The organism is Methylobacterium sp. 37f (assembly GCF_023093475.1).
In the GTDB taxonomy this organism is placed as follows: domain Bacteria; phylum Pseudomonadota; class Alphaproteobacteria; order Rhizobiales; family Beijerinckiaceae; genus Methylobacterium.
On record NZ_JAGHKN010000044.1, the window covers coordinates 1 to 16995 of the forward strand.

Consider the following 16995-nt stretch of genomic DNA (forward strand, 5'->3'; position numbering starts at 1 on the left):
CGTGAGGCGCCTGCCTCGATCGCCACCACGACGCGTTCACGCAGATCGGCTGACAGGGCTGAGGGCATCCAGCTCTCCTCCTTGGAAAGCCGCGCATCGAATCACATCTGCGCCGCCCTCGAAACCCCAGTCGACTCAAGCCGATCGGACACCGCTCTAGAAGCGTCCGCCATCGCTCGAAGGCCTCTCCGGGCGGCAGGCCGGACGTCGTCAGGAAGAAGTGCGGTAAACCCGCTTCAGCCGCCGTGTCGTCTGCACCCAACGAGTCAAATCCTCCGCCATCCGACCCGTTTGTCGAATAACCTAGGCATGATGCTGTTGGCAGGGCAAGACAAATACTTGTGTCGGGTTCGAGGAGCGCGAAACCATCGCAAACAAGGCGGTTGGCTGCTTGGAGCAAAACTGGAAGCCAGCATTCACGGCAATATCGGGCTGGGACCTGACCGTTCGCTTTAAGAGTAACATGGACGGCTCTAGCACTCAGCCGGCGTCAGGAATACAGTCATATTTCCGGCTTAGGTGAGGGTATGCCCATGATACATTGTGAAAGGGCTGGAACCCCTAGCTAATGTCTCACCGAAAAGAGGCCGCCCCAGTAAAGGAGCGGCCCGAGTCGAGGGAGGAATGCCCAATGAAGAGCTACATCAGAGCAACGCCAATCGCTCTGCTGCAACGCGTCAACAAACTTTCGCATACAAAGTTCAGTTTAACAATTGGCACAATGGTTCTAAGTACTTTCGCCGTGTTGACGTTATGATGCTGCTAGCAGACATGAGGGCGACCGAAGGGACGGCACAGTCCTGCGGAGGAACGCCCAACGACGAGGTCAGCGAGCGCATTGTGCCGTTGGCCTCGTTCGCGTTGGCAGAGTGCACAGAAGATGTAATCTCACCGTGCTGGCGCGTTCCGAGCCCCCAAGCGATGAGCGTCAGCCCGGCGGCCTAGAGGAGGCTCTTCCTCTTGGCCGCCGGTCATCCCTGAGCTTAGCGCCCCTGCCGTGCACCAGCGCATGCGCAAGCGCGAAGCCTTCGTGCCAGAATTTAGCGTCGCTAGATCCACGAGGGAATACCAAGTCGTTAATCGCAGCGTGCGATAGTCCAGTTTGGAAATCCGCATCGGTGCCCTGACATGCCTGCTGATAACTCAGACGTCATTGCGCGAGCACCGCGTGCGGAGACCAATTGGATTGCTATCATCCGCACGTTGGATGGTATTGAGATACCCTGTAATGTAAAAGATGTTTCAAAAACTGGCGCGAGGATCGGCATTCCTGCCTCCTGCCCTCTGCCAGACGTTTTCCTGCTGAAAATAGTTGGAAAAGACATCGTTTGCCGTGTGTCCCTTGCATGGCGCAAAGGCAATTTCGTCGGCGTTCACATCAAACAGTTCGCCAAGATTGCACCAAAAATCGGGAATGCCGGGGTAGCGGGGGCTCAGACTACTGACGCGCCCTACAAAGCGATTGGGGTGCGCCGGAGCCGGGTATCCGCATTCTAGTTCTTGCAACCGAACGCCTTGGTCTCTTGACCGGAGGTCATAGCCCTGTGTGCCCCTATCGGTGCTGGCGCCCATGAGGGCGGCTAGCGCTTCGAAGATCCAGTCTGGCAGAACCTGTGATCCAGAGTGCGAATTAAACGCCGATCGGCGTGCTAAGTCCGTGATCCAGAACGAGGCGAGTAGGTCCCTTTTGAGTTCAGATTGGAACTCTCATTGCCCGGCGAGATCAGTCCCACGAACCTAGCCATGACCCAACTTGCGCCAGCGAGCCAACTCGCGCTGATGCGCGTCGCGCCGCTTCTTGATGTCATCCGCAATGGCCGCCTGGAGTGCACGAACGGTGTTGCCGCCGTTGGGCACAAGGAAAGGCGCTGCAATGCTTGCTATGTCCCTGGTGATGCGCCGGATGGGGATACTCTTCATGGGCTACCCCTTTGGGAACGAAGCATGAACAACACCATCGCGTTCTCACGGTCAAGTCGTCGTTATGCGTCTGCCCGATTGCAGCTTCCTCACTGTGGCTTCATCAGCATCCCCGTTGCGATTTTGCCCGTTGAGGCGGCGGGGCGAACCACTACGACGCAGCCTTCAATGAGAAGTTAAAAGTCTATTTCTTGTTCCACTTAAGGTCGAGCACGCCAGCGTTGCTCATTTTGAGCAAGGCGATGTGACCCGTGGTTCGCCGAGCGGATTCCTTGTCCGTGGCACTCTCATGGATCTCAAACTTGAACCTCAAGGGTTCCTCCGGCGCCGGTCCCTGGCTGGTGCCGCTAAGCAGCGTTTGCGCGTGCGGGTCCATGCGCCACTCGCCGTGCTCGTTGTTGTCTCTTAGCCACTTGGCAATCGTCGTCACCTCAGGGCCAGCAGCGATGAACCGGTGCTCCAGTGCGCCGCTGCGCTTAGGGTTTTGTGGCCGGTAGTGGGTGATGCTGGTCTTCATCGTTAGGCCTCCCTTTGCGGGAGACTTACCCTTGGGCGCTGTCACAAACAGCTATTTTCGGCGGCCGCTTCGCCGAGGTGTTCCGCTTCAGTAGGATCAGCTTACTGCTGCTGAACGCGCGCAGACTCGTTTTTCTTCTCATTCAAAGCCATATCGCTTGTCGAAACCCCATATGATTCAGCGTGGCGCAGACCATCCATGACCGGATCATCCGAAAACACGCTGGCCGAACTCGACTCCTTCATTGAGGCCGGAGAGACCCGGCGGATCGAACAAGCTGGGGTGGTCGCCCTCTTGGCGGCGCAGAATCGCAATGCCCGCGCGGCGCAACGGACCCTACACGAGATCGAGGACGCCCTCGCCGCCCTGCGTGCCCGTCGCGCCTCTCTTTGGGCGATCGGCTCAACGTGAATCAGACCGAACCCGTGACGACTCTGCCCACTCTCGTTCCAATCTCTCAGATCAGCCCAGCGCTCGACCTCAATGTGCTCGCCACCCGCGCCGCCGGACGCCCGCGCGCCGAACACCTGCTGGGCCTATCGGGCGACGGGGCCCATTCGCTGGTTGGTACACGGCGCAGCCCACGAGGCCGTTGGAATGAGAACATCGAGGGGGGGGGCGTGTGGTGGACCGGCACGGATGGCTCTAGGGGGTAAGCCATCGCAGTGCTCGACCGGCGCCGCTGGTGCTGACACGCTCACGAGCTTCGCTCAAAGCTACGTAAGACCCCTGAGTCAAGACAGGAACCTGATTTGGAAAGCCAGGGCATCCTCTTCGTCAGCGAAGCCAAGCATCATCGCGATGTGGTTGACGCAAACAGTAGTAACGCAGTTCTCCGCAAGCCATTTGAAAGCTTCGTCAGAAATGACGATGCGACCGCCAGAGCCAACTGAAGCGACTCGATCATCGATGATGACGGAAGCAGGATACTCAGCAGCGTGGATCTGCTTGATTGATCGCCATGCATCCCGCCTTTCGGTACTATTCGCTCTGCCGTAATGCTTGTAGTAGAAAGTTTTGTTGCGGATTTTGATAGCGTGCGTTGAAGTCAGCATCAGCGGCACACCTTCTTGGCAGCGCGCTTGGCCTTGGCGACGAGATCCTTGCGCAGGGCCCCTGAAAACCTGCTTGTGATCGCGTCATCGGCGTTGGCGACAACCTCGTCGTGGTCGCAGCCACCATTGCGCAGCTTGATCACCAGGGCGAAGACAGCGGCATCCCGGTTGCCCTTGGTAGCGCTCACGGAGAATTCAGTTGCAGCCGCGCTAACGGCAGCGGCCTTGGTAGCTACGAACGCCTGCATCTCCTTCGCCAACAAGGCTGTTTGGAGCTTCATCAATGCCGGGGAGGCGTTCGCCTTAATCGGTGTGGGTGCCGGTGGCGCGATGACGGGAGCAAACACCACCTCTTCCTCGACCTGAGCCTGCGCGAGAACGGCGAAGGCGTCGAGTGGAGCACGATCTTCCCGGTAGTCGTGGAAGAACTGTGCAGATGGATCGGCGCCCTGAGAGGGGACGAAGAGGACGCAAGCCGGGTTGAGCTTGGTCCTATCGAGCCCGTGAACCCCTAAGAAGCGCTTCGCGCGACGGACCTTGGGATCGGCGGCCTCAACGACGTTATACCAGCCCAACTTCTTCAGCGTGTCTGCGATATGGGAGGTCACCACCTTGTATCCGTCGACATCCAACGGGCAAGAGGTGGCAATGACCACGCGGTACTTCGGCACGCCGGAAGTATGTGACCACGATGAGTGGATGAACATCCGCCATGCCGGGAATACCGTAGCAAAGTCCTCAGGCATCATCGTCCCACCGTCGACGTCAAGGATGATGTGCCGGGTGTAGGCGATGTTGTCATAGCCTCGTGAGGTCGTAGTACCTGAGTTCGCAACGTAGAGCGAAGGCGAGTACGCCGGACAATCGCCCTTCGACGAGTACATGATCCCGGAGTATTCACGGTAGATCCCGACGAGATCATCAAACGTCCCGTAAAGCGCTTCACCGGTTCGGCTGAACTTGGTGTCGAAGATGGTGCCAAGGAAGTTCCGTTTGACGCCACCGGCAGCGGCGATGTTCGCGATCTGGGTGCTCACGCTGTCGGCGACGTCCATGGTAACAACAACATCCGCCTCGACATCGTGGACGACACCGTTGATGAGTTCGGCACGGATACGGCGCTGATGACGAACGATCGCAGCGTCAGCCTTCTTCTGCCGGAACGCCCGACTGCGCGCGGCATCGTCAGCGTGGACGCGAGGACGACCGGCATCGGCCTTGGTGATCCCCAAACCAAGATCGTGGATGGCGGCGCCGACGAAAATCTGTTGAAGCCACTCAGCAGTCTTCCGATCCGGGACCACCCAGATCTTCCGGTCGAGGTTGGTGATGTCACGGATGGATGTTCGGCAGATCGCTTGGTAGATGGCCTGCCTTGTCATCGCCGTCTGCACTATGTCAGCGTCAATGCCCGCGAACTCCTTAAGGAAGTTGAAGTGCGCCGGTGTTGGATTGAGGGCAGAAACAGCAATGACGTGGTTGATGTGCTGGAAGGTGTTAAGGCCATGAGAGACATTGGGTAATCGATCGCACTTGCCAAGCGGTGTTGGGACATCGGCGTTGGCGAACCATGCATAGGACTCGGTGCCGATGAGAACGGCAGCAGCATTGGTGATCGCGCTGAGAGATGTGATCCCGTCTGCGTCGACATCTGCCTGGGCAGTCTTGCTCCACCTTCCGGTGATTCCATAGTAGATGTCGACGAGGTGTCCGTTGTTGTGGGTGGTGTACCGCAAGTTGAAGCTGTCGGTGATGTCGGTGAAGACAACGGCGATATCCGGATCTTTCCACTCCTTCCAGAGAAGGTACATCAGGCTATCGGTAAAGCAGGCTGCGGCTACAACTACCTTCTTGAACACGTCGAGGACAGTGGGACTGCGGAGGCCAAAAGCCAGAAGCTGCCGACTTTGATGATCGCCTGTGTCCTCAACAAGCCGATTGTAGTTGCTGGCGAGGACGTAGGTGCTCCACGACGGCGATGTGATCACCTTAGCGAAGTCAGCAAACAGCTTCGCGACGTCATCGCCAAGCGGGTTCTTCGCGTAGTTCGAGAGCTTCAGTGTTCCGGTCTGCTCCTCGACACGATGGTAAAGTGTGTGACTACGATCAACGATTGCGATGTGATCGGTGAGTAGCTTGTGCGTCTCCGGAAGGTTCATGACAAAACTCACGTCGACCTGCGGAACTTCATCGATGACGATGATCCAGTCGGATTTGTGCGGGAAGTAGCCGATACTGAAAAAGGTCTGGTGCGTGATCAGCAGGATCTCGCCAGTTCGCAGTGACGACGACAAGTGATGTCGTAGCGCTGCATTCACGGCGTTGGGATGAGTGTTCCCGGTGATCTCAGTGTAGAGGGACCTGGGGATACCGCAGGCCGGAAAGGTCGTCTTTACGGTCTCTGCAATGAGCGCTTTGGTCGGCTGGACAATGAGGACGTTATTTCCGCGCTGTGCTTGCTCGTTGGCGTAGCGTGCAACCTCGAAAGTCTTTCCGGCTCCGCAGTAGGCATTGAGGTAATCGATCGCGATAAGGTGTGCTTTGGCTGAGGTGGTCATTGTTCTCTGGAGGAAGCGCATGGATTAGCGCTGATGCCTGACAATGAGCTATTCGCATTCACATCTGCAACGAAATTATTTATAATAACGACCATTTCATAGCACGGCGGTTGCCTATTCCCTCCGTTTGCAATGCTATTTGCTGGTCTAGATCTTGTGTGCGACTGAACGCAGGAGGACGAAGTCCACCAAGCTCAATTCCTACAACGCAATGTATTATATATAGTATTTCGTTGCATCTAAAAGACATATATCCAAGGAGGTCTACTCAAGGAGCACGCCTATATCTTAGCTATCATCTCCAATGCGACAACAAGAGCCGTAGGCCCTGGAGACAGCATTGCGAACGGAGACGAGAACGGAGACGTCGGTGCCGAGGAGGATATACGAAATTTCCTTGTACATGGTTGGTGGAGGACTTTGTGGTGAGAACAAGGGGGATGTGATGGCAGCGAAGATAGCCTGAGGTGCCGACACCGATGAAAACGGAAATTCGCCGCCAGCAACCTAAACTTCGTACCTGGGCCTCGATGATGGAGTTGCTGTTATCACCAAAACTAATTTTGACATTGCAACAGTCTACGCTGAACATTTCGGATTGACGGGCGGCACGGCAGGGACGTACAAGAGACGTATTGGAAATATCCAAGTATTTGAAAGTTTATACAGTGTTTCATAACGAGATTAAAGGCAACACGAGAGATAAGTCCCACCTGACGTATGCCGGGGGAATCTCACCGAACGAAAAAGATACAGGACGCAACAATTTCTCTGCCAATATCGAAGCGAGCGGTCATAAGCTTGTTGGTCTTGATATCGTCTCAACAGAAAAAAAACCGGACCCCATCTCGCCAATCCAGTCATATTCCGAGACGAATATCGATATTAACTTCAGTTCTATGGTAGAGATTATTACACATGGCATCGAAAATGCTGTTGGTATTGCTGTGAGTGTGTGTGAGTCAAGACAGGCAGAGGAACGCGCGAAGTTTGTTGCTGAAGCAGCAAAGCTAAACGAGGAAATTGCCTCGCTTAGAGAGCAGTTAGAGATGTTCGCCCAAACTTCCGGGTAAGCAAGTGTTGGGTTGGTCGTACGCGCGGTCCCGAAAAGTCTAACGGCGCGTAAGGTAGCACCAGCAATTTCCAAAATCGTTCCGGCGGTGCGATGTCACTGCCGGGCACCTGCGATGACATAATCGCCCCGTTTCATTATCGGCTATAGATCGCGCTGCAATCCCCAGCCAGTGCTTCACCGCCTTGAGCTTCATTCCCATGGCCGGTGTTCCACGTTCCGAGTGCGTGAGTCGAGCAGCTATGTGGGGGAGCAGTGCGAAGAGTAGAACCGGATCGTCGCCAGCGGCATCTATCACTATGCGTTTGATAGTTTCGAGGAGGTCATTCGCCTGTGTGGCTTTGTCCTTGTGAGGCGCTGACTGGGCATGATGTCTCATCCTATCCATTACGGTTGACAAAACCGATAATTTTTCCGATACGGTTGCACATATCACGTCGCAACCGGGATCAGTCATGGACGCCGTCAGCGCTGAAGACTTCCTCAAAAATCAGATCCCGCTGGCGGCTCAGGCTCTAATCCCGCCGACGCTGAAGACTGCTTACGAAGCGGTCAAGCTTATGGTGCGGGATGAGCCTATCCTGAACGTGGCATCTGCTGAGGACAATCGCGGACGCCTAATCGCATGGGCAGTCGACTTCGCGTTTGAGCAACTGCTTAAAACCCAGCGATGGCCTTACGAACATCGCTGGCGGAGCTTCGCCAAGCCTACAGGTCGCTACCTTGAGATACGTCTGTCACATTCGGTCGTGACCGTGAGCCAACTCGCGGACCCTACTAAGCAGCCGCGCAACGTGGTGTTCCGAGAGCACGGACGGATCACCAACGCACCGTTCTTCGACCTTAAGGAGTTCGACGATACGCGGGCTGTCCAGGGCGTCCCGCATTTCCTTCTCATCCATGGACACCAAACCCTGGAGTTCGCGCACTTGGCGGTGCCACATGCCATCCATCACCGGGATTGGATTTACCGGACACCCAACCTTATGAACCTTCCGCACATCGTGGCCGAAAGCGTTCCGCAGACGGAAGCCACGGAATTCGATGCGGCGATTGTGCTGAAGGAAGAGATCGAGAAGTGGCGCAGGGACAATGACGCCTAACGTTATCGCGTTTCCCTCTAGGGGCGGCTCTCGTGGGATCGTCCCGTCGCGACTGCGGGATGCACGGATCGCCTGTGGACTAAACCAAACGGAACTAGCGGAGGCTGTTGCCGTCAGCCGTCAGGCGATTTCCGCCTTTGAGGCCGGCGACAAGAACCCCGATCCGACGACGATGGCGCGCATAGCCAACGCCATTCGGCAACCGCTCGCCTACTTCACTACCGAAGATGGCGAGGCGTTTGGGGCCTACAGCACACGGTTCTTTCGGGCGTTCGGCGCAGACACCAAGCGCCGCAACCTCATGAGCGAAGTGCTAGGCAAGTGGTTCGTTCAGACGGCGCGCTACCTCTACAACTTTGTCGGCTTTCCTGAGGTCAACCTGCCATCTGTCTCACCACGCAACGGCGACAGGTATGAGGAAGACGAGATTGAGGAAGCTGCGGAGGCATGCCGCAAGCAGTGGGGCCTGGGCCTCGGCCCGATCTCAAACGTCATTGGCCTACTAGAGAATAATGGCATCACAGTTTGCCGTCACGAGATGTCTGGGCATAGGATTGAGGCATTCTCATTTTGGAGCGGTCCCAGACCGTTCATTTTCCTATCATCGGAGAAGCAGTCGGCTGTCCGAGCCCGCTTCGATGCGGCACATGAGTTGGGGCACTTGGTGCTTCACCGCTTCGTGGCGCCGGAAGATATCGAGGACCCTAAGGTTCTAAAGCTGATCGAGGCTGAAGCGCACCGCTTTGCCGGTGCTTTGCTACTCCCTCGCCGCGCCTTCCCCAATGAAGTCTATACTCCGAGGTTAGATGCCTTTGTAGATCTTAAGTCGCGTTGGAAAGTTGCAATTCAGGCTATGATTTATCGCTGCAAAGATCTCGGTATTTTTGATGATACGCAAATCACGAGCCTTTATAAGCAGATCTCATACAGAAAGTGGCGAACAAAGGAGCCTTTGGACGATAGGCTTCCACTTGAAACACCCTCCCTGCTCCGCAAGGCAGTAGAGGTGATCGTAAGCGCGGGTCGCAAATCTCGGGACGCCATCGCCTCGGAGCTTCGGTTATCGGGGACAATGATCGCAGCATTCTGTGGCCTGCCGTCCTCGTATTTTGAGCCGGAGAAGCGACCTGACTTCGTTCCTGTGCTGAGATAATTGCTTAAGCGTGTCGTAAGTAAGCCTAAGATGTCCGACGCTGAATAATGTAGCCAGGGCCAATTTAAATACTTGCGATAAATTCACCTGAACTTCCCTCCGACCCTTCGCCAACTCTATCCCATTGAAGGTTCGAAGAAACGTACGGCGCGAGGTATCGGGCGAAATCGGCAAGGTTCAATGAGGCCGCACGCCAATCTCACCCGGCACCACCCGCATTCCGAATGGTAGCCACCGGCCGCCGCAGCCCGCATTGCGCCTGATAGTATTCCGAAGCCGTCCCGAAAATATTCCACTGCCGATGGCAAAGCTGATGCCGTTGGAGTTGCTGTAGACGGTCAAGGATTTCTGTTCGTCGTCAACCAAGCCGTCATAGGCGCCGAGAAGCATCGCGATGACGTGCAAGCTTTCGGTCGTATGTCCAGTTTTCGGCGATGACCCAATGTTTTCGGCGATCCCGGTGAAGCGGGAGGAGCTTGTAGTAACGTAATCTTGCAGGAGCAAAAGCTGTCTGCCGCCGGACATGTCAACGGATACGGCGAGACCGTCTGGACCCTCGTGGGCCGGGATCAGAATCTCCACATATCCGGAGATTCGGCTGACAAATAGGCAAATATTCGGCATGACCGTTTTAAGCCCATTCCTCGTCAAAGACGAGACTTTCTAGCACGATCTCAAATCCGCGCCCTGCGGCATATCCTTGAATTCTGTCGGAACATCTCTGAGTTCCTATTCTCTAAAAACTCAAGCTGGCGACGATCGTGCTCACGAAGGTTGATGCTCGGGTTTGGTACGGCTTGTATCCGCACTGGAGCGCGTTCGAGGGCCGGCAGCCGGCAGATCCCGTACGCCCCTGGACCTCCCTTGATGGCGAACGCGACGAGAACGTTGCTGTTCGCAGAGAAGCCGTCCGTCCGTGACCTTCCTATGGTGGCGGTAATCGGGAGGCCGTCCGGTATCATAGACGTCGGCGCCTCGGGCCGCCGATCAATGTGGGCTGTAGCGCCCTACGACCGTTCAAAACGGGCCATTGTTGACGGATAAAATTAAAGTGAACATCCTCCGGTACACAACAGTAACGTTTGGGCGCGTCGCTCGAAGGTCTCGGGCAAAACGTATGCGTGCCGGTCTCGGTCGCAGGCATCAAATCGTGGGGGAGAAGACGTGGAACACTGCGGAAGTTTACGGGAGAATGGCGTACCCACGGTTTACGCAAGCCCTTGGAAGAACAAGGTTTGCCCTCCCGTCCCTGGGCACCATCTGTTTCCCGATCGATGATCGTGATCTGACGCCGTCCCTCGACGCTTCTGCGAGAGGGCGGAAGACGGCGGGCCGGCGCCCGGTGTTTCGCCACTCTGACGATCCGCCTCCTGCCCTGTACATCCTGAAACGCCTTCGGGTACATCGGAGCCATGGCGCCTTCACGCTCCCTCATGCCGAGCGCTGCGGTGCCCGACCTTGCCGCGCGCATGCGAACCTTTCGCAGCCTCGGCGGCAATTGCGAGTTCGGCTTCGTCCAGCGCTATTGCGGCGTCGAGCCATCGGGCCTGCTGCGCTTTGCCTACACGCCGATCGACGCTCTGGTGCGCGGCCTCGGATGCGGATTCGAGGGGTTCGGTGTCCCCGGCGATCTGTGCATCGAAGAAACCGATACGGGCGCCTTCTATTGCCGCAGCGAGCGCTACAACATCTGGTGGAACACCATGCAGCTCGTCGGCTCCGTCGCACCGGAGGTGCTGCTGGAGCGGGAATATGGCCGGGCCGCCCATCTCCGGGCCAGCTTCCTGGCCGAGTTGGCGGCTGGGTCCCACATCCTGGTTCGGACGGAAAGCCAGGGCGAAACGGATGCGGATTTCGCGCGGCTGTCTGCGGCCCTGCAGGCTCACGGGGCTGCCCCGCTGCTGCGGGTGAAGGCCGTCGGCGCGGCGTGGAAGCCGGAGCCCGTCCGCCAGGTGGGGCCCCATCGCTTCGAGGGCTCCGTCCGACGCTTCGCCATCGAGGAGGCTTGGGCTGTCGATTTCGAGCCCTGGGTTCACCTCTGCGATGCAGCCTATGCCGCGCGGCACGATTTGCCCGCTTCGGCCTTGGCGGCGGCGCCGGTTCCCAGCCCCATCACGTTCCGGACTCGGCTCCGGTACCATGTCGGGAAGTCCAGCGCCGGGGGTTCCACCCCCGGGCCGCCGACGCAGGACAGTCATACGTCCTTCATGAAGGCTGTCGATCCGGCAGCGTTCGAGCCGGCGCGGGTCTATGTCTTCAGCGCCTGGGTCTGGATTCCGGTCGATTGCACGGCCACCCGGATTTTTGCCGCCTGTGGGCTTCGCAGGCTGGCCTGGCGCGACGCGGATCTCACCGTCCGCGAGCGTTGGCAGAGGGTTTGGGCGGCGGGCCGCTTCGAGCCCGGGGAGGCACCCGGCGCCCCGGTCGGCCTCGGCATGATCGGAGGCCGGCAAGGGGGATTCTGGTCCTGCCGGTCCGTCTGTCACGAAGGCGCCCTGCCGCGCCCCGTCGAGCCACCGCGGATTCGTCCACAGCCTGCGCCGGCCCGCTGGATCACGCGCTGGTTCGATCGTGAGCAGACGCCGAGAACAGCCTCGTCGGCATCAGGGGACGTCGCCCAGCCTTAGGCGCTTCGGCCGGGAGACTCGCTGTCAGGGAAAGTCCGCTGTCAGGGAAGGTCCGCCGTCAGGGGAGGCATCCGGTGCAGATACCCCCGGTAAGGGGTACGCCGCCATCCCTGCCCAGCCTCAGACGGCTGCGCGCCTTCTGCGTCCGCGCCATGGCCCTGCGCATCCGGACCGCTTCCCGTTCAGGCGGCTCCGTACCCTTGAGAGACGGCTTGGGTTCGGGATCGCGGCGGCGGCGTTGTGCCCCTTGAACCTCGCGCAGAAGGGCCCGGGCCTCCTTGCCCGCATCGACGATCCTGCGATCATCTGCGGACCCTGGCTCGGCGAAAGCCGCCGTATCCGGTCCGATCAGGATCAGCCACGTGCCGAGGAGGAGGCGCAGGCGGCCGTCGCGCCATCCTTCCGGCCGGCGGCGTTCCGCGAACGGCGTGTCACGCATGGGAACGTCTCATGACCCTGATCTCCGGATGACCCATTTGAAAACGCGCTCCGCCGTGAGACGTCCCATCCGTGTTGCAGTGAGGCACTGCCGCACGGACCGCAGGCGGTCGTGTCGCACCTGCCGGTCGGCGGACGGCATCGGCCGAAAAGTCGGGTCGGTGAAATGACACCACCGATCTTGTCCATCGCCAGCGATGTCCGTTGAAGAAAATGCGTAAATTTCTCGGAAAAAATTAGCGTATTCCGCAGGTTTTCGAAGGCATGCGGTTAGGGTCATGTCAACGTTGTCTTCTGAACCGGACCGGAATCGATGGTTTCGATCATGGAAATCTTGATTCAGGTGGCGCAAAGCCTCGGCAACGGTTCCGTTCCCTGCGGCGTTGATGAGGCTGGTCCTGACGGTTACGTGCATCATCGTCCATCGAGGGGCTTCCCGTGACGATCGACATTCGTAGTATGAAAGCAAGTCATTCGGAGCGTCGCGTGGGTGCTATCAGGCGGTGTCTCAAGTTCCTGACATCGTGGCCTGTGCTCCGCCGGATGCCCGGCTCGCTCCTGATCGGCCTCGGTCTGGGAGCAACCCTGGCCTGGACTGTCCTCTTGTGCTGGATTGCCTATACTTTCGTGAGCCTCTTGCTGGGATGACCGCTGCACTGCAGCATGTCTGCCGCGCAGCACAATTTTGCCTTGTATTTAAACTTGTAAACCACGACAACTTAGGTAGTCTCCGGGGTGATCACGACGGTGTCACCATGCTTTTGATGTGTTTTATGTCTCTCGGCGCCGCAGCCAGCCGCGCTGTCAAATTGCCGGGGTTGCTCCTCATTGTGTCGCTGCTCGCGATCGCTATCGGTCTCGAGGGCGCGATGAGTCATCGTACCGCGGCGACTGTTCTGGTCGACGCCGTCCTGATGCTGTTCGTGGTCGAATCGGCCTATGTCGCCGCGTCCGTGCTGTGGTTCCGCGCCGCTCAAGTGAGCCAACACCGCAAACTCTGACACGAAGGCGCCCGCTTCCCCGTGAAAGGTCCGGGCGGCCGATCCGCTCGCCATCTCCCCGCATACGATCTTGGCTGTCCTGCGACGCATTCCGGTCGAACGGGATGCGCCGTGGTCGCGTTGACCGCGTGATGGACGAGGGAGAGCAAGATGGATGGCGGGCTCATCTGGTTGAGCATCATCGGGGGGGCGCTGCTGCTGAGCGCGGCGGGCTACCTGTTCGCCTCTTGGGCCAAGGCGAGGCGGGGCGGCTGAAGCCGTACCGGCCGATGGCCACAACTGCTGCGTCCCGCAGGGTCGTTTTCAGGACCCACAATCGCTGGCGGAGCCGCGGTCCTGCGGCGGCCGGAATCTTCTGAGAACCATCGGGACCGATGACGACCATTCTGTACGCCCGGGTCTCGACCAGTGACCAGTCGAGCGACCATCAGTACGCGCAGGCGGTGGCGGCCGGCTTCACAATCGACACGGTGGTGGCGGACGATGCGGTGTCCGGCCTCACGACGTGTCTCCGCGACCGGCCGCAAGGGCGCCGCCTGTTCGATCTCCTGCGCCGGGACGACACCCTCGTGGTGCGCTGGGTCGATCGCCTGGGGCGCAACTACGTCGACGTCTGCGACACCTTGCGCGAGATGATGCGGCGCGGCGTCGTCGTCCGCACGGTCATCCACCGGCTGACCTTCGACGGGGCCACGCAGGACCCGATGCAGCAGGCCGTGCGCGATGCCCTGATCGGATTCATGGCGGCGACCGCGCAGGCACAGGCCGAGGTCACCCGCGAGGCGCAGAAGGCCGGCATCGCCCAGGCCCGCGCGCGCTGCGATGCCTATCGCGGGCGCAAGCCCAGCTTCAGCCGGGCGCAGTTCGAGGCGGTTCGCAATGCGTTGAGCCAGGGGACCGGGATCTCGGTCATCGCCGCCGCCACCGGCCTGAGTCGGCAGACGGTCTATCGCATCCGGGACAAGGCCGGGGATGCTGAAGCCGCCCTCGCGCGCTGGGCGTAAGCGCCGCAGCCCAGGCTCCCTCGGGCCGCTGCTTCGTATCGTCGCCTCGCGCGGCCGAGCGCGTGCGCTACCCTGGCGCTCTGACGCAGCAGGGTTGACTATGGGCGCGATGTCTCTTCTCGGCCTCACCACATTGGCGTTTCTCGCGCCGCTTCCGCCGCAACGGTTCGAGCTGCCGGTTCCGCCGCCACGCGGGGTCGGCTTGACGATCTGCGCTGTGGCAGCCCTTCTCCTGGTGGTCACGGTGGTGCCGCTCAGCCTCGCCTTGGCCGACAAATGGGCCATGGACGCCGACGCTGAGGCTTGTCGCGCCGAGGGCGGGCGCTTCGTTCCGGTCGTCTCGGCTGGCGGCCGACACTACCGTTGCGAGCGTCCGCGATCGTAGGAAGCGCGCAGGCGCCCGCTTCAGAAATCCGCGTGGATGCGTGTCCCGAAGAAATTCGCCGGGCCGCGATCCCGGTTGTAGGCCGGGTTCTGAACATGCTGGTAATTTAGCGACAGGGTCAGGGTCCTGTTGAGGCTGAAAGCGTAATAGACCTCCACGGCGCGCTCGGGGGCGTAGTTGAGGCGTCCGTCGCCGATCAGCAGGCCGAGGCCGCCATTGGCGAAGAAGGCGCGATGGCTCGGCGAGATCCCGTTCATCGAAGTGCCGAGGCCCACGGTGTCGGCGGGGCGGCCCCAGGCGGTGCCCTTCAGCGAGACGCCGCCCGACACCGACCGGTCGATATCGGTGAAGGACAGGCTCTCGGTGCGGCCGTCATTGGCGCTGAACCGGGCGAACACCCCGAGGTCGGGTGTCACCGCCTGCTCCAGGTTGAGGTAGAAGCCGGTCTTGCGCCGGGCGGCGCGGGTGGCGGCCGCTGCGTCGTTGATGTCGCCGAACACGCCCGCCTGGGTCAGCGCCACCACATCGCGAAAGTCGGCGGTGTTACCCACGTTGGTGAAGAACCCGATCCGCAATTTGCCGGGCTGGTCGAGCCCCGGCAGCACGTGGCGTTCCTCGAACTCGATGGTGGTCCCGGAGCGCCGGAAGACACGCGGGTCGAGGACGTCGCTCGACGGTTCCTTCGGCACTTGCGTGTAGGCTGCGCGGATCGCGAATGCGGCGCGGTTGTACTCGACCATCACACCCTGCGTGAAACCCGGCAGGTTGGCGGGAAAGTCGTAGGCGCCCGAGGCCCAGATGCCCCAGTTAATGAAGTCCACCCGTGGATCGTGGGCGTAAACGTTGCCGTCGAAGTAATCCCCCAGGGCGAACTTGCCCGCCACCACGGTGATCCGCTCGATGTCGCGCCGGGTCGCCACCTGATTCGGACCGTCCGGCACGTCCTCGGTCTCGCCGCCGAGGCCGAAAGTCTGGCGCACGAAGTAGCGGTTGGAGCGCAGCTTCGGGAACGGTGCGCCGGCCTTCTGCGCCTCGCCGTTGACGAAGCCCGCCACCCCGAGGGTCCGGCTCAGGCCGAAGCCCTGCGAGAATTCCGGGTTGTAGTAGAGTTCCGTGCCCTCCAGGAGCTTGAGGCCCACAAAGGCGGTGGCGGTGGTGGTCGCCTGGACCTGATTCCCGATCAGGCTCGCCGGACCCGTATAGGGCGCCCGGAAGCCGGGTACGCCCTGCGCGACCAGCGTCGTCTGGCCGTGAAGCGAGAAGCGGTCGCCGGAGCCGTCGCCGGGATCGTGCGGGGCGACCTCATCGACATCCGGCGGCAGCACGAAGCCGCCCGGATGCCAGGACAGGCGCGCCATCATCTGGTGCGCGGTGTTCGCCGCCACGGTGGAGACCGGGCCGCCGGCGAGGCCCGGAACGACGCCGAGATGGAAGCGGCCGCTGCTGCCGAGGTCGAGATAGCGGTAGTCGATGCCGAGGGCGAGGTGGTCGGTCACGGCGAACTGCACCCCGGCCCCGAGGGCGAAGCCGAGGCCGGAGCGGTCTGCCCGCGCCATCGGCGCGAGGCCGCCGTCGGGACCGGGATAGCTCGCCAGGACGCGGGTGCTCGCGCCGGCAAGGCCGAAGCTCGCATAGACCAGAGCGCGCTCGAAGGCGTAGCCGAGGCGGCCCCGCACGGTGCCGTAGAGATCGGTCTTTGCCCGGATCAGGCCGGCGGCGGGGTCGCCGTCCGCTGTGACGCCGAGGGCCGGCAGCAGGACGGAGCGTTTCAGGTTGGCGCCCGCAACGTCGGCCTCGACGCCGTAGACCCAGGGACCGGTCTGCCAATTGTAGCCGGCGAACACGCCGCCGACCACCGTGGTGGCGTTCCGGCCGAGGTCGGACCGTCCGGTGCTGTCGCCCGTCTTGAAGGCCGGAACTGGCCGCCCACCGATGGTCGTGCCGCGAAAATTGGTGGCGCCGTAGGAATTGCCGGCGCTGCCCTCGACCCCGAGATAGGGACCCGACCAGTCGACGAAGGCCGGATTGGCCGGCGCGGGGCGTGGCGCGCCGAGATCGGCCGCCAGGGCGCCGGATGCGACTGCCAGCGTGAGCAGCGCCAGGCCCACGGGCGCTCGCTGGTTCGGGCCTGCGCTGCCGAAGCGATTCGATCTCAGCATATC

Annotated in this window: 16 protein-coding genes; 9 read left to right on the forward strand and 7 right to left on the reverse strand. The window is 60.4% G+C overall.

Features of this window, described 5'->3' with window-relative positions; genetic code table 11:
* Positions 1-1128 precede the first annotated feature (1128 nt).
* Positions 1129-1497, forward strand: a complete 369-nt coding sequence (locus J7U37_RS21385; RefSeq protein WP_247637024.1) for a PilZ domain-containing protein — start codon at positions 1129-1131, stop codon at positions 1495-1497.
* 240 nt (positions 1498-1737) lie between these two features.
* Here the strand turns inward: J7U37_RS21385 and J7U37_RS21390 are convergent, their stop codons facing one another.
* Entirely contained in the window at positions 1738-1920 is a 183-nt protein-coding gene (locus tag J7U37_RS21390; protein ID WP_247637025.1) for a hypothetical protein, read from the reverse strand.
* A 184-nt stretch (positions 1921-2104) separates the two neighbouring features.
* Complete coding sequence (locus tag J7U37_RS21395) at positions 2105-2437, reverse strand: hypothetical protein (RefSeq protein ID WP_247637026.1); 333 nt, start codon at positions 2435-2437, stop codon at positions 2105-2107.
* 198 nt (positions 2438-2635) lie between these two features.
* On the opposite strand from J7U37_RS21395, the gene J7U37_RS21400 reads away from it, so the two are divergent.
* Positions 2636-2848 (forward strand): hypothetical protein, encoded by a 213-nt coding sequence (locus tag J7U37_RS21400; RefSeq protein WP_247637027.1) that lies wholly within the window; start codon positions 2636-2638, stop codon positions 2846-2848.
* A gap of 323 nt (positions 2849-3171) precedes the next feature.
* On the opposite strand, the gene J7U37_RS21405 is transcribed toward J7U37_RS21400, so the two are convergent.
* Both J7U37_RS21405 and J7U37_RS21410 read right to left on the reverse strand, forming a co-directional pair.
* The gene (locus tag J7U37_RS21405) at positions 3172-3492 is read right to left on the reverse strand and encodes a hypothetical protein (RefSeq protein WP_247637028.1); all 321 of its coding nucleotides are present in this window, start codon (positions 3490-3492) and stop codon (positions 3172-3174) included.
* The gene (locus tag J7U37_RS21410) at positions 3492-6050 is read right to left on the reverse strand and encodes a DEAD/DEAH box helicase family protein (RefSeq protein WP_247637029.1); all 2559 of its coding nucleotides are present in this window, start codon (positions 6048-6050) and stop codon (positions 3492-3494) included. Before J7U37_RS21410 ends, J7U37_RS21405 begins: the two co-directional genes overlap by 1 nt.
* Positions 6051-6685: 635 nt before the next feature.
* Between J7U37_RS21410 and J7U37_RS21415 the strand changes: the two genes are divergently transcribed.
* The 3 genes from J7U37_RS21415 to J7U37_RS21425 all read left to right on the forward strand — a co-directional run bounded on the left by J7U37_RS21415 (position 6686) and on the right by J7U37_RS21425 (position 9378).
* Entirely contained in the window at positions 6686-7123 is a 438-nt protein-coding gene (locus J7U37_RS21415; RefSeq protein ID WP_247637030.1) for a hypothetical protein, read from the forward strand.
* Between the two features lie 454 nt (positions 7124-7577).
* Positions 7578-8225, forward strand: a complete 648-nt coding sequence (locus J7U37_RS21420; RefSeq protein ID WP_247637031.1) for a hypothetical protein — start codon at positions 7578-7580, stop codon at positions 8223-8225.
* The gene (locus J7U37_RS21425; protein ID WP_282104078.1) at positions 8215-9378 is read left to right on the forward strand and encodes an XRE family transcriptional regulator; all 1164 of its coding nucleotides are present in this window, start codon (positions 8215-8217) and stop codon (positions 9376-9378) included. Before J7U37_RS21420 ends, J7U37_RS21425 begins: the two co-directional genes overlap by 11 nt.
* A 177-nt stretch (positions 9379-9555) precedes the next feature.
* Here J7U37_RS21425 and J7U37_RS21430 read toward each other — a convergent pair whose 3' ends face one another.
* Complete coding sequence (locus tag J7U37_RS21430; protein ID WP_247637033.1) at positions 9556-10002, reverse strand: hypothetical protein; 447 nt, start codon at positions 10000-10002, stop codon at positions 9556-9558.
* Positions 10003-10847: 845 nt separating this feature from the next.
* Here J7U37_RS21430 and J7U37_RS21435 point away from each other — a divergent pair.
* Positions 10848-12005 (forward strand): hypothetical protein, encoded by a 1158-nt coding sequence (locus J7U37_RS21435; protein WP_247637034.1) that lies wholly within the window; start codon positions 10848-10850, stop codon positions 12003-12005.
* 58 nt (positions 12006-12063) lie between these two features.
* Here J7U37_RS21435 and J7U37_RS21440 read toward each other — a convergent pair whose 3' ends face one another.
* The gene (locus J7U37_RS21440; protein WP_247637035.1) at positions 12064-12444 is read right to left on the reverse strand and encodes a hypothetical protein; all 381 of its coding nucleotides are present in this window, start codon (positions 12442-12444) and stop codon (positions 12064-12066) included.
* 643 nt (positions 12445-13087) lie between these two features.
* On the opposite strand from J7U37_RS21440, the gene J7U37_RS21445 reads away from it, so the two are divergent.
* The 3 genes from J7U37_RS21445 (at position 13088) to J7U37_RS21455 (ending at position 14833) form a co-directional block, all read left to right on the forward strand.
* Positions 13088-13444: a hypothetical protein gene (locus tag J7U37_RS21445; RefSeq protein ID WP_247637036.1), complete on the forward strand. Its 357-nt coding sequence runs from the start codon at positions 13088-13090 to the stop codon at positions 13442-13444.
* Between the two features lie 374 nt (positions 13445-13818).
* Complete coding sequence (locus J7U37_RS21450; RefSeq protein WP_056181554.1) at positions 13819-14448, forward strand: recombinase family protein; 630 nt, start codon at positions 13819-13821, stop codon at positions 14446-14448.
* Positions 14449-14665: 217 nt separating this feature from the next.
* Positions 14666-14833, forward strand: a complete 168-nt coding sequence (locus tag J7U37_RS21455; RefSeq protein ID WP_156376175.1) for a hypothetical protein — start codon at positions 14666-14668, stop codon at positions 14831-14833.
* A 20-nt stretch (positions 14834-14853) separates the two neighbouring features.
* Here the strand turns inward: J7U37_RS21455 and J7U37_RS21460 are convergent, their stop codons facing one another.
* Entirely contained in the window at positions 14854-16992 is a 2139-nt protein-coding gene (locus tag J7U37_RS21460; protein WP_247637037.1) for a carbohydrate porin, read from the reverse strand.
* Positions 16993-16995 lie beyond the last annotated feature (3 nt).

Coding starts and splice junctions, on each gene's coding strand:
- J7U37_RS21400 (WP_247637027.1), top strand. CDS start 2,636: ATGACCGGATCATCCGAAAACACGCTGGCCGAACTCGACTCCTTCATT.
- J7U37_RS21445 (WP_247637036.1), top strand. CDS start 13,088: ATGACCGCTGCACTGCAGCATGTCTGCCGCGCAGCACAATTTTGCCTT.
- J7U37_RS21385 (WP_247637024.1), top strand. CDS start 1,129: ATGCCTGCTGATAACTCAGACGTCATTGCGCGAGCACCGCGTGCGGAG.
- J7U37_RS21450 (WP_056181554.1), top strand. CDS start 13,819: ATGACGACCATTCTGTACGCCCGGGTCTCGACCAGTGACCAGTCGAGC.
- J7U37_RS21435 (WP_247637034.1), top strand. CDS start 10,848: ATGCGAACCTTTCGCAGCCTCGGCGGCAATTGCGAGTTCGGCTTCGTC.
- J7U37_RS21395 (WP_247637026.1), bottom strand. CDS start 2,437: ATGAAGACCAGCATCACCCACTACCGGCCACAAAACCCTAAGCGCAGC.
- J7U37_RS21390 (WP_247637025.1), bottom strand. CDS start 1,920: ATGAAGAGTATCCCCATCCGGCGCATCACCAGGGACATAGCAAGCATT.
- J7U37_RS21440 (WP_247637035.1), bottom strand. CDS start 12,444: ATGCGTGACACGCCGTTCGCGGAACGCCGCCGGCCGGAAGGATGGCGC.
- J7U37_RS21410 (WP_247637029.1), bottom strand. CDS start 6,050: ATGACCACCTCAGCCAAAGCACACCTTATCGCGATCGATTACCTCAAT.
- J7U37_RS21430 (WP_247637033.1), bottom strand. CDS start 10,002: ATGCCGAATATTTGCCTATTTGTCAGCCGAATCTCCGGATATGTGGAG.
- J7U37_RS21425 (WP_282104078.1), top strand. CDS start 8,215: ATGACGCCTAACGTTATCGCGTTTCCCTCTAGGGGCGGCTCTCGTGGG.
- J7U37_RS21420 (WP_247637031.1), top strand. CDS start 7,578: ATGGACGCCGTCAGCGCTGAAGACTTCCTCAAAAATCAGATCCCGCTG.
- J7U37_RS21460 (WP_247637037.1), bottom strand. CDS start 16,992: ATGCTGAGATCGAATCGCTTCGGCAGCGCAGGCCCGAACCAGCGAGCG.
- J7U37_RS21405 (WP_247637028.1), bottom strand. CDS start 3,492: ATGCTGACTTCAACGCACGCTATCAAAATCCGCAACAAAACTTTCTAC.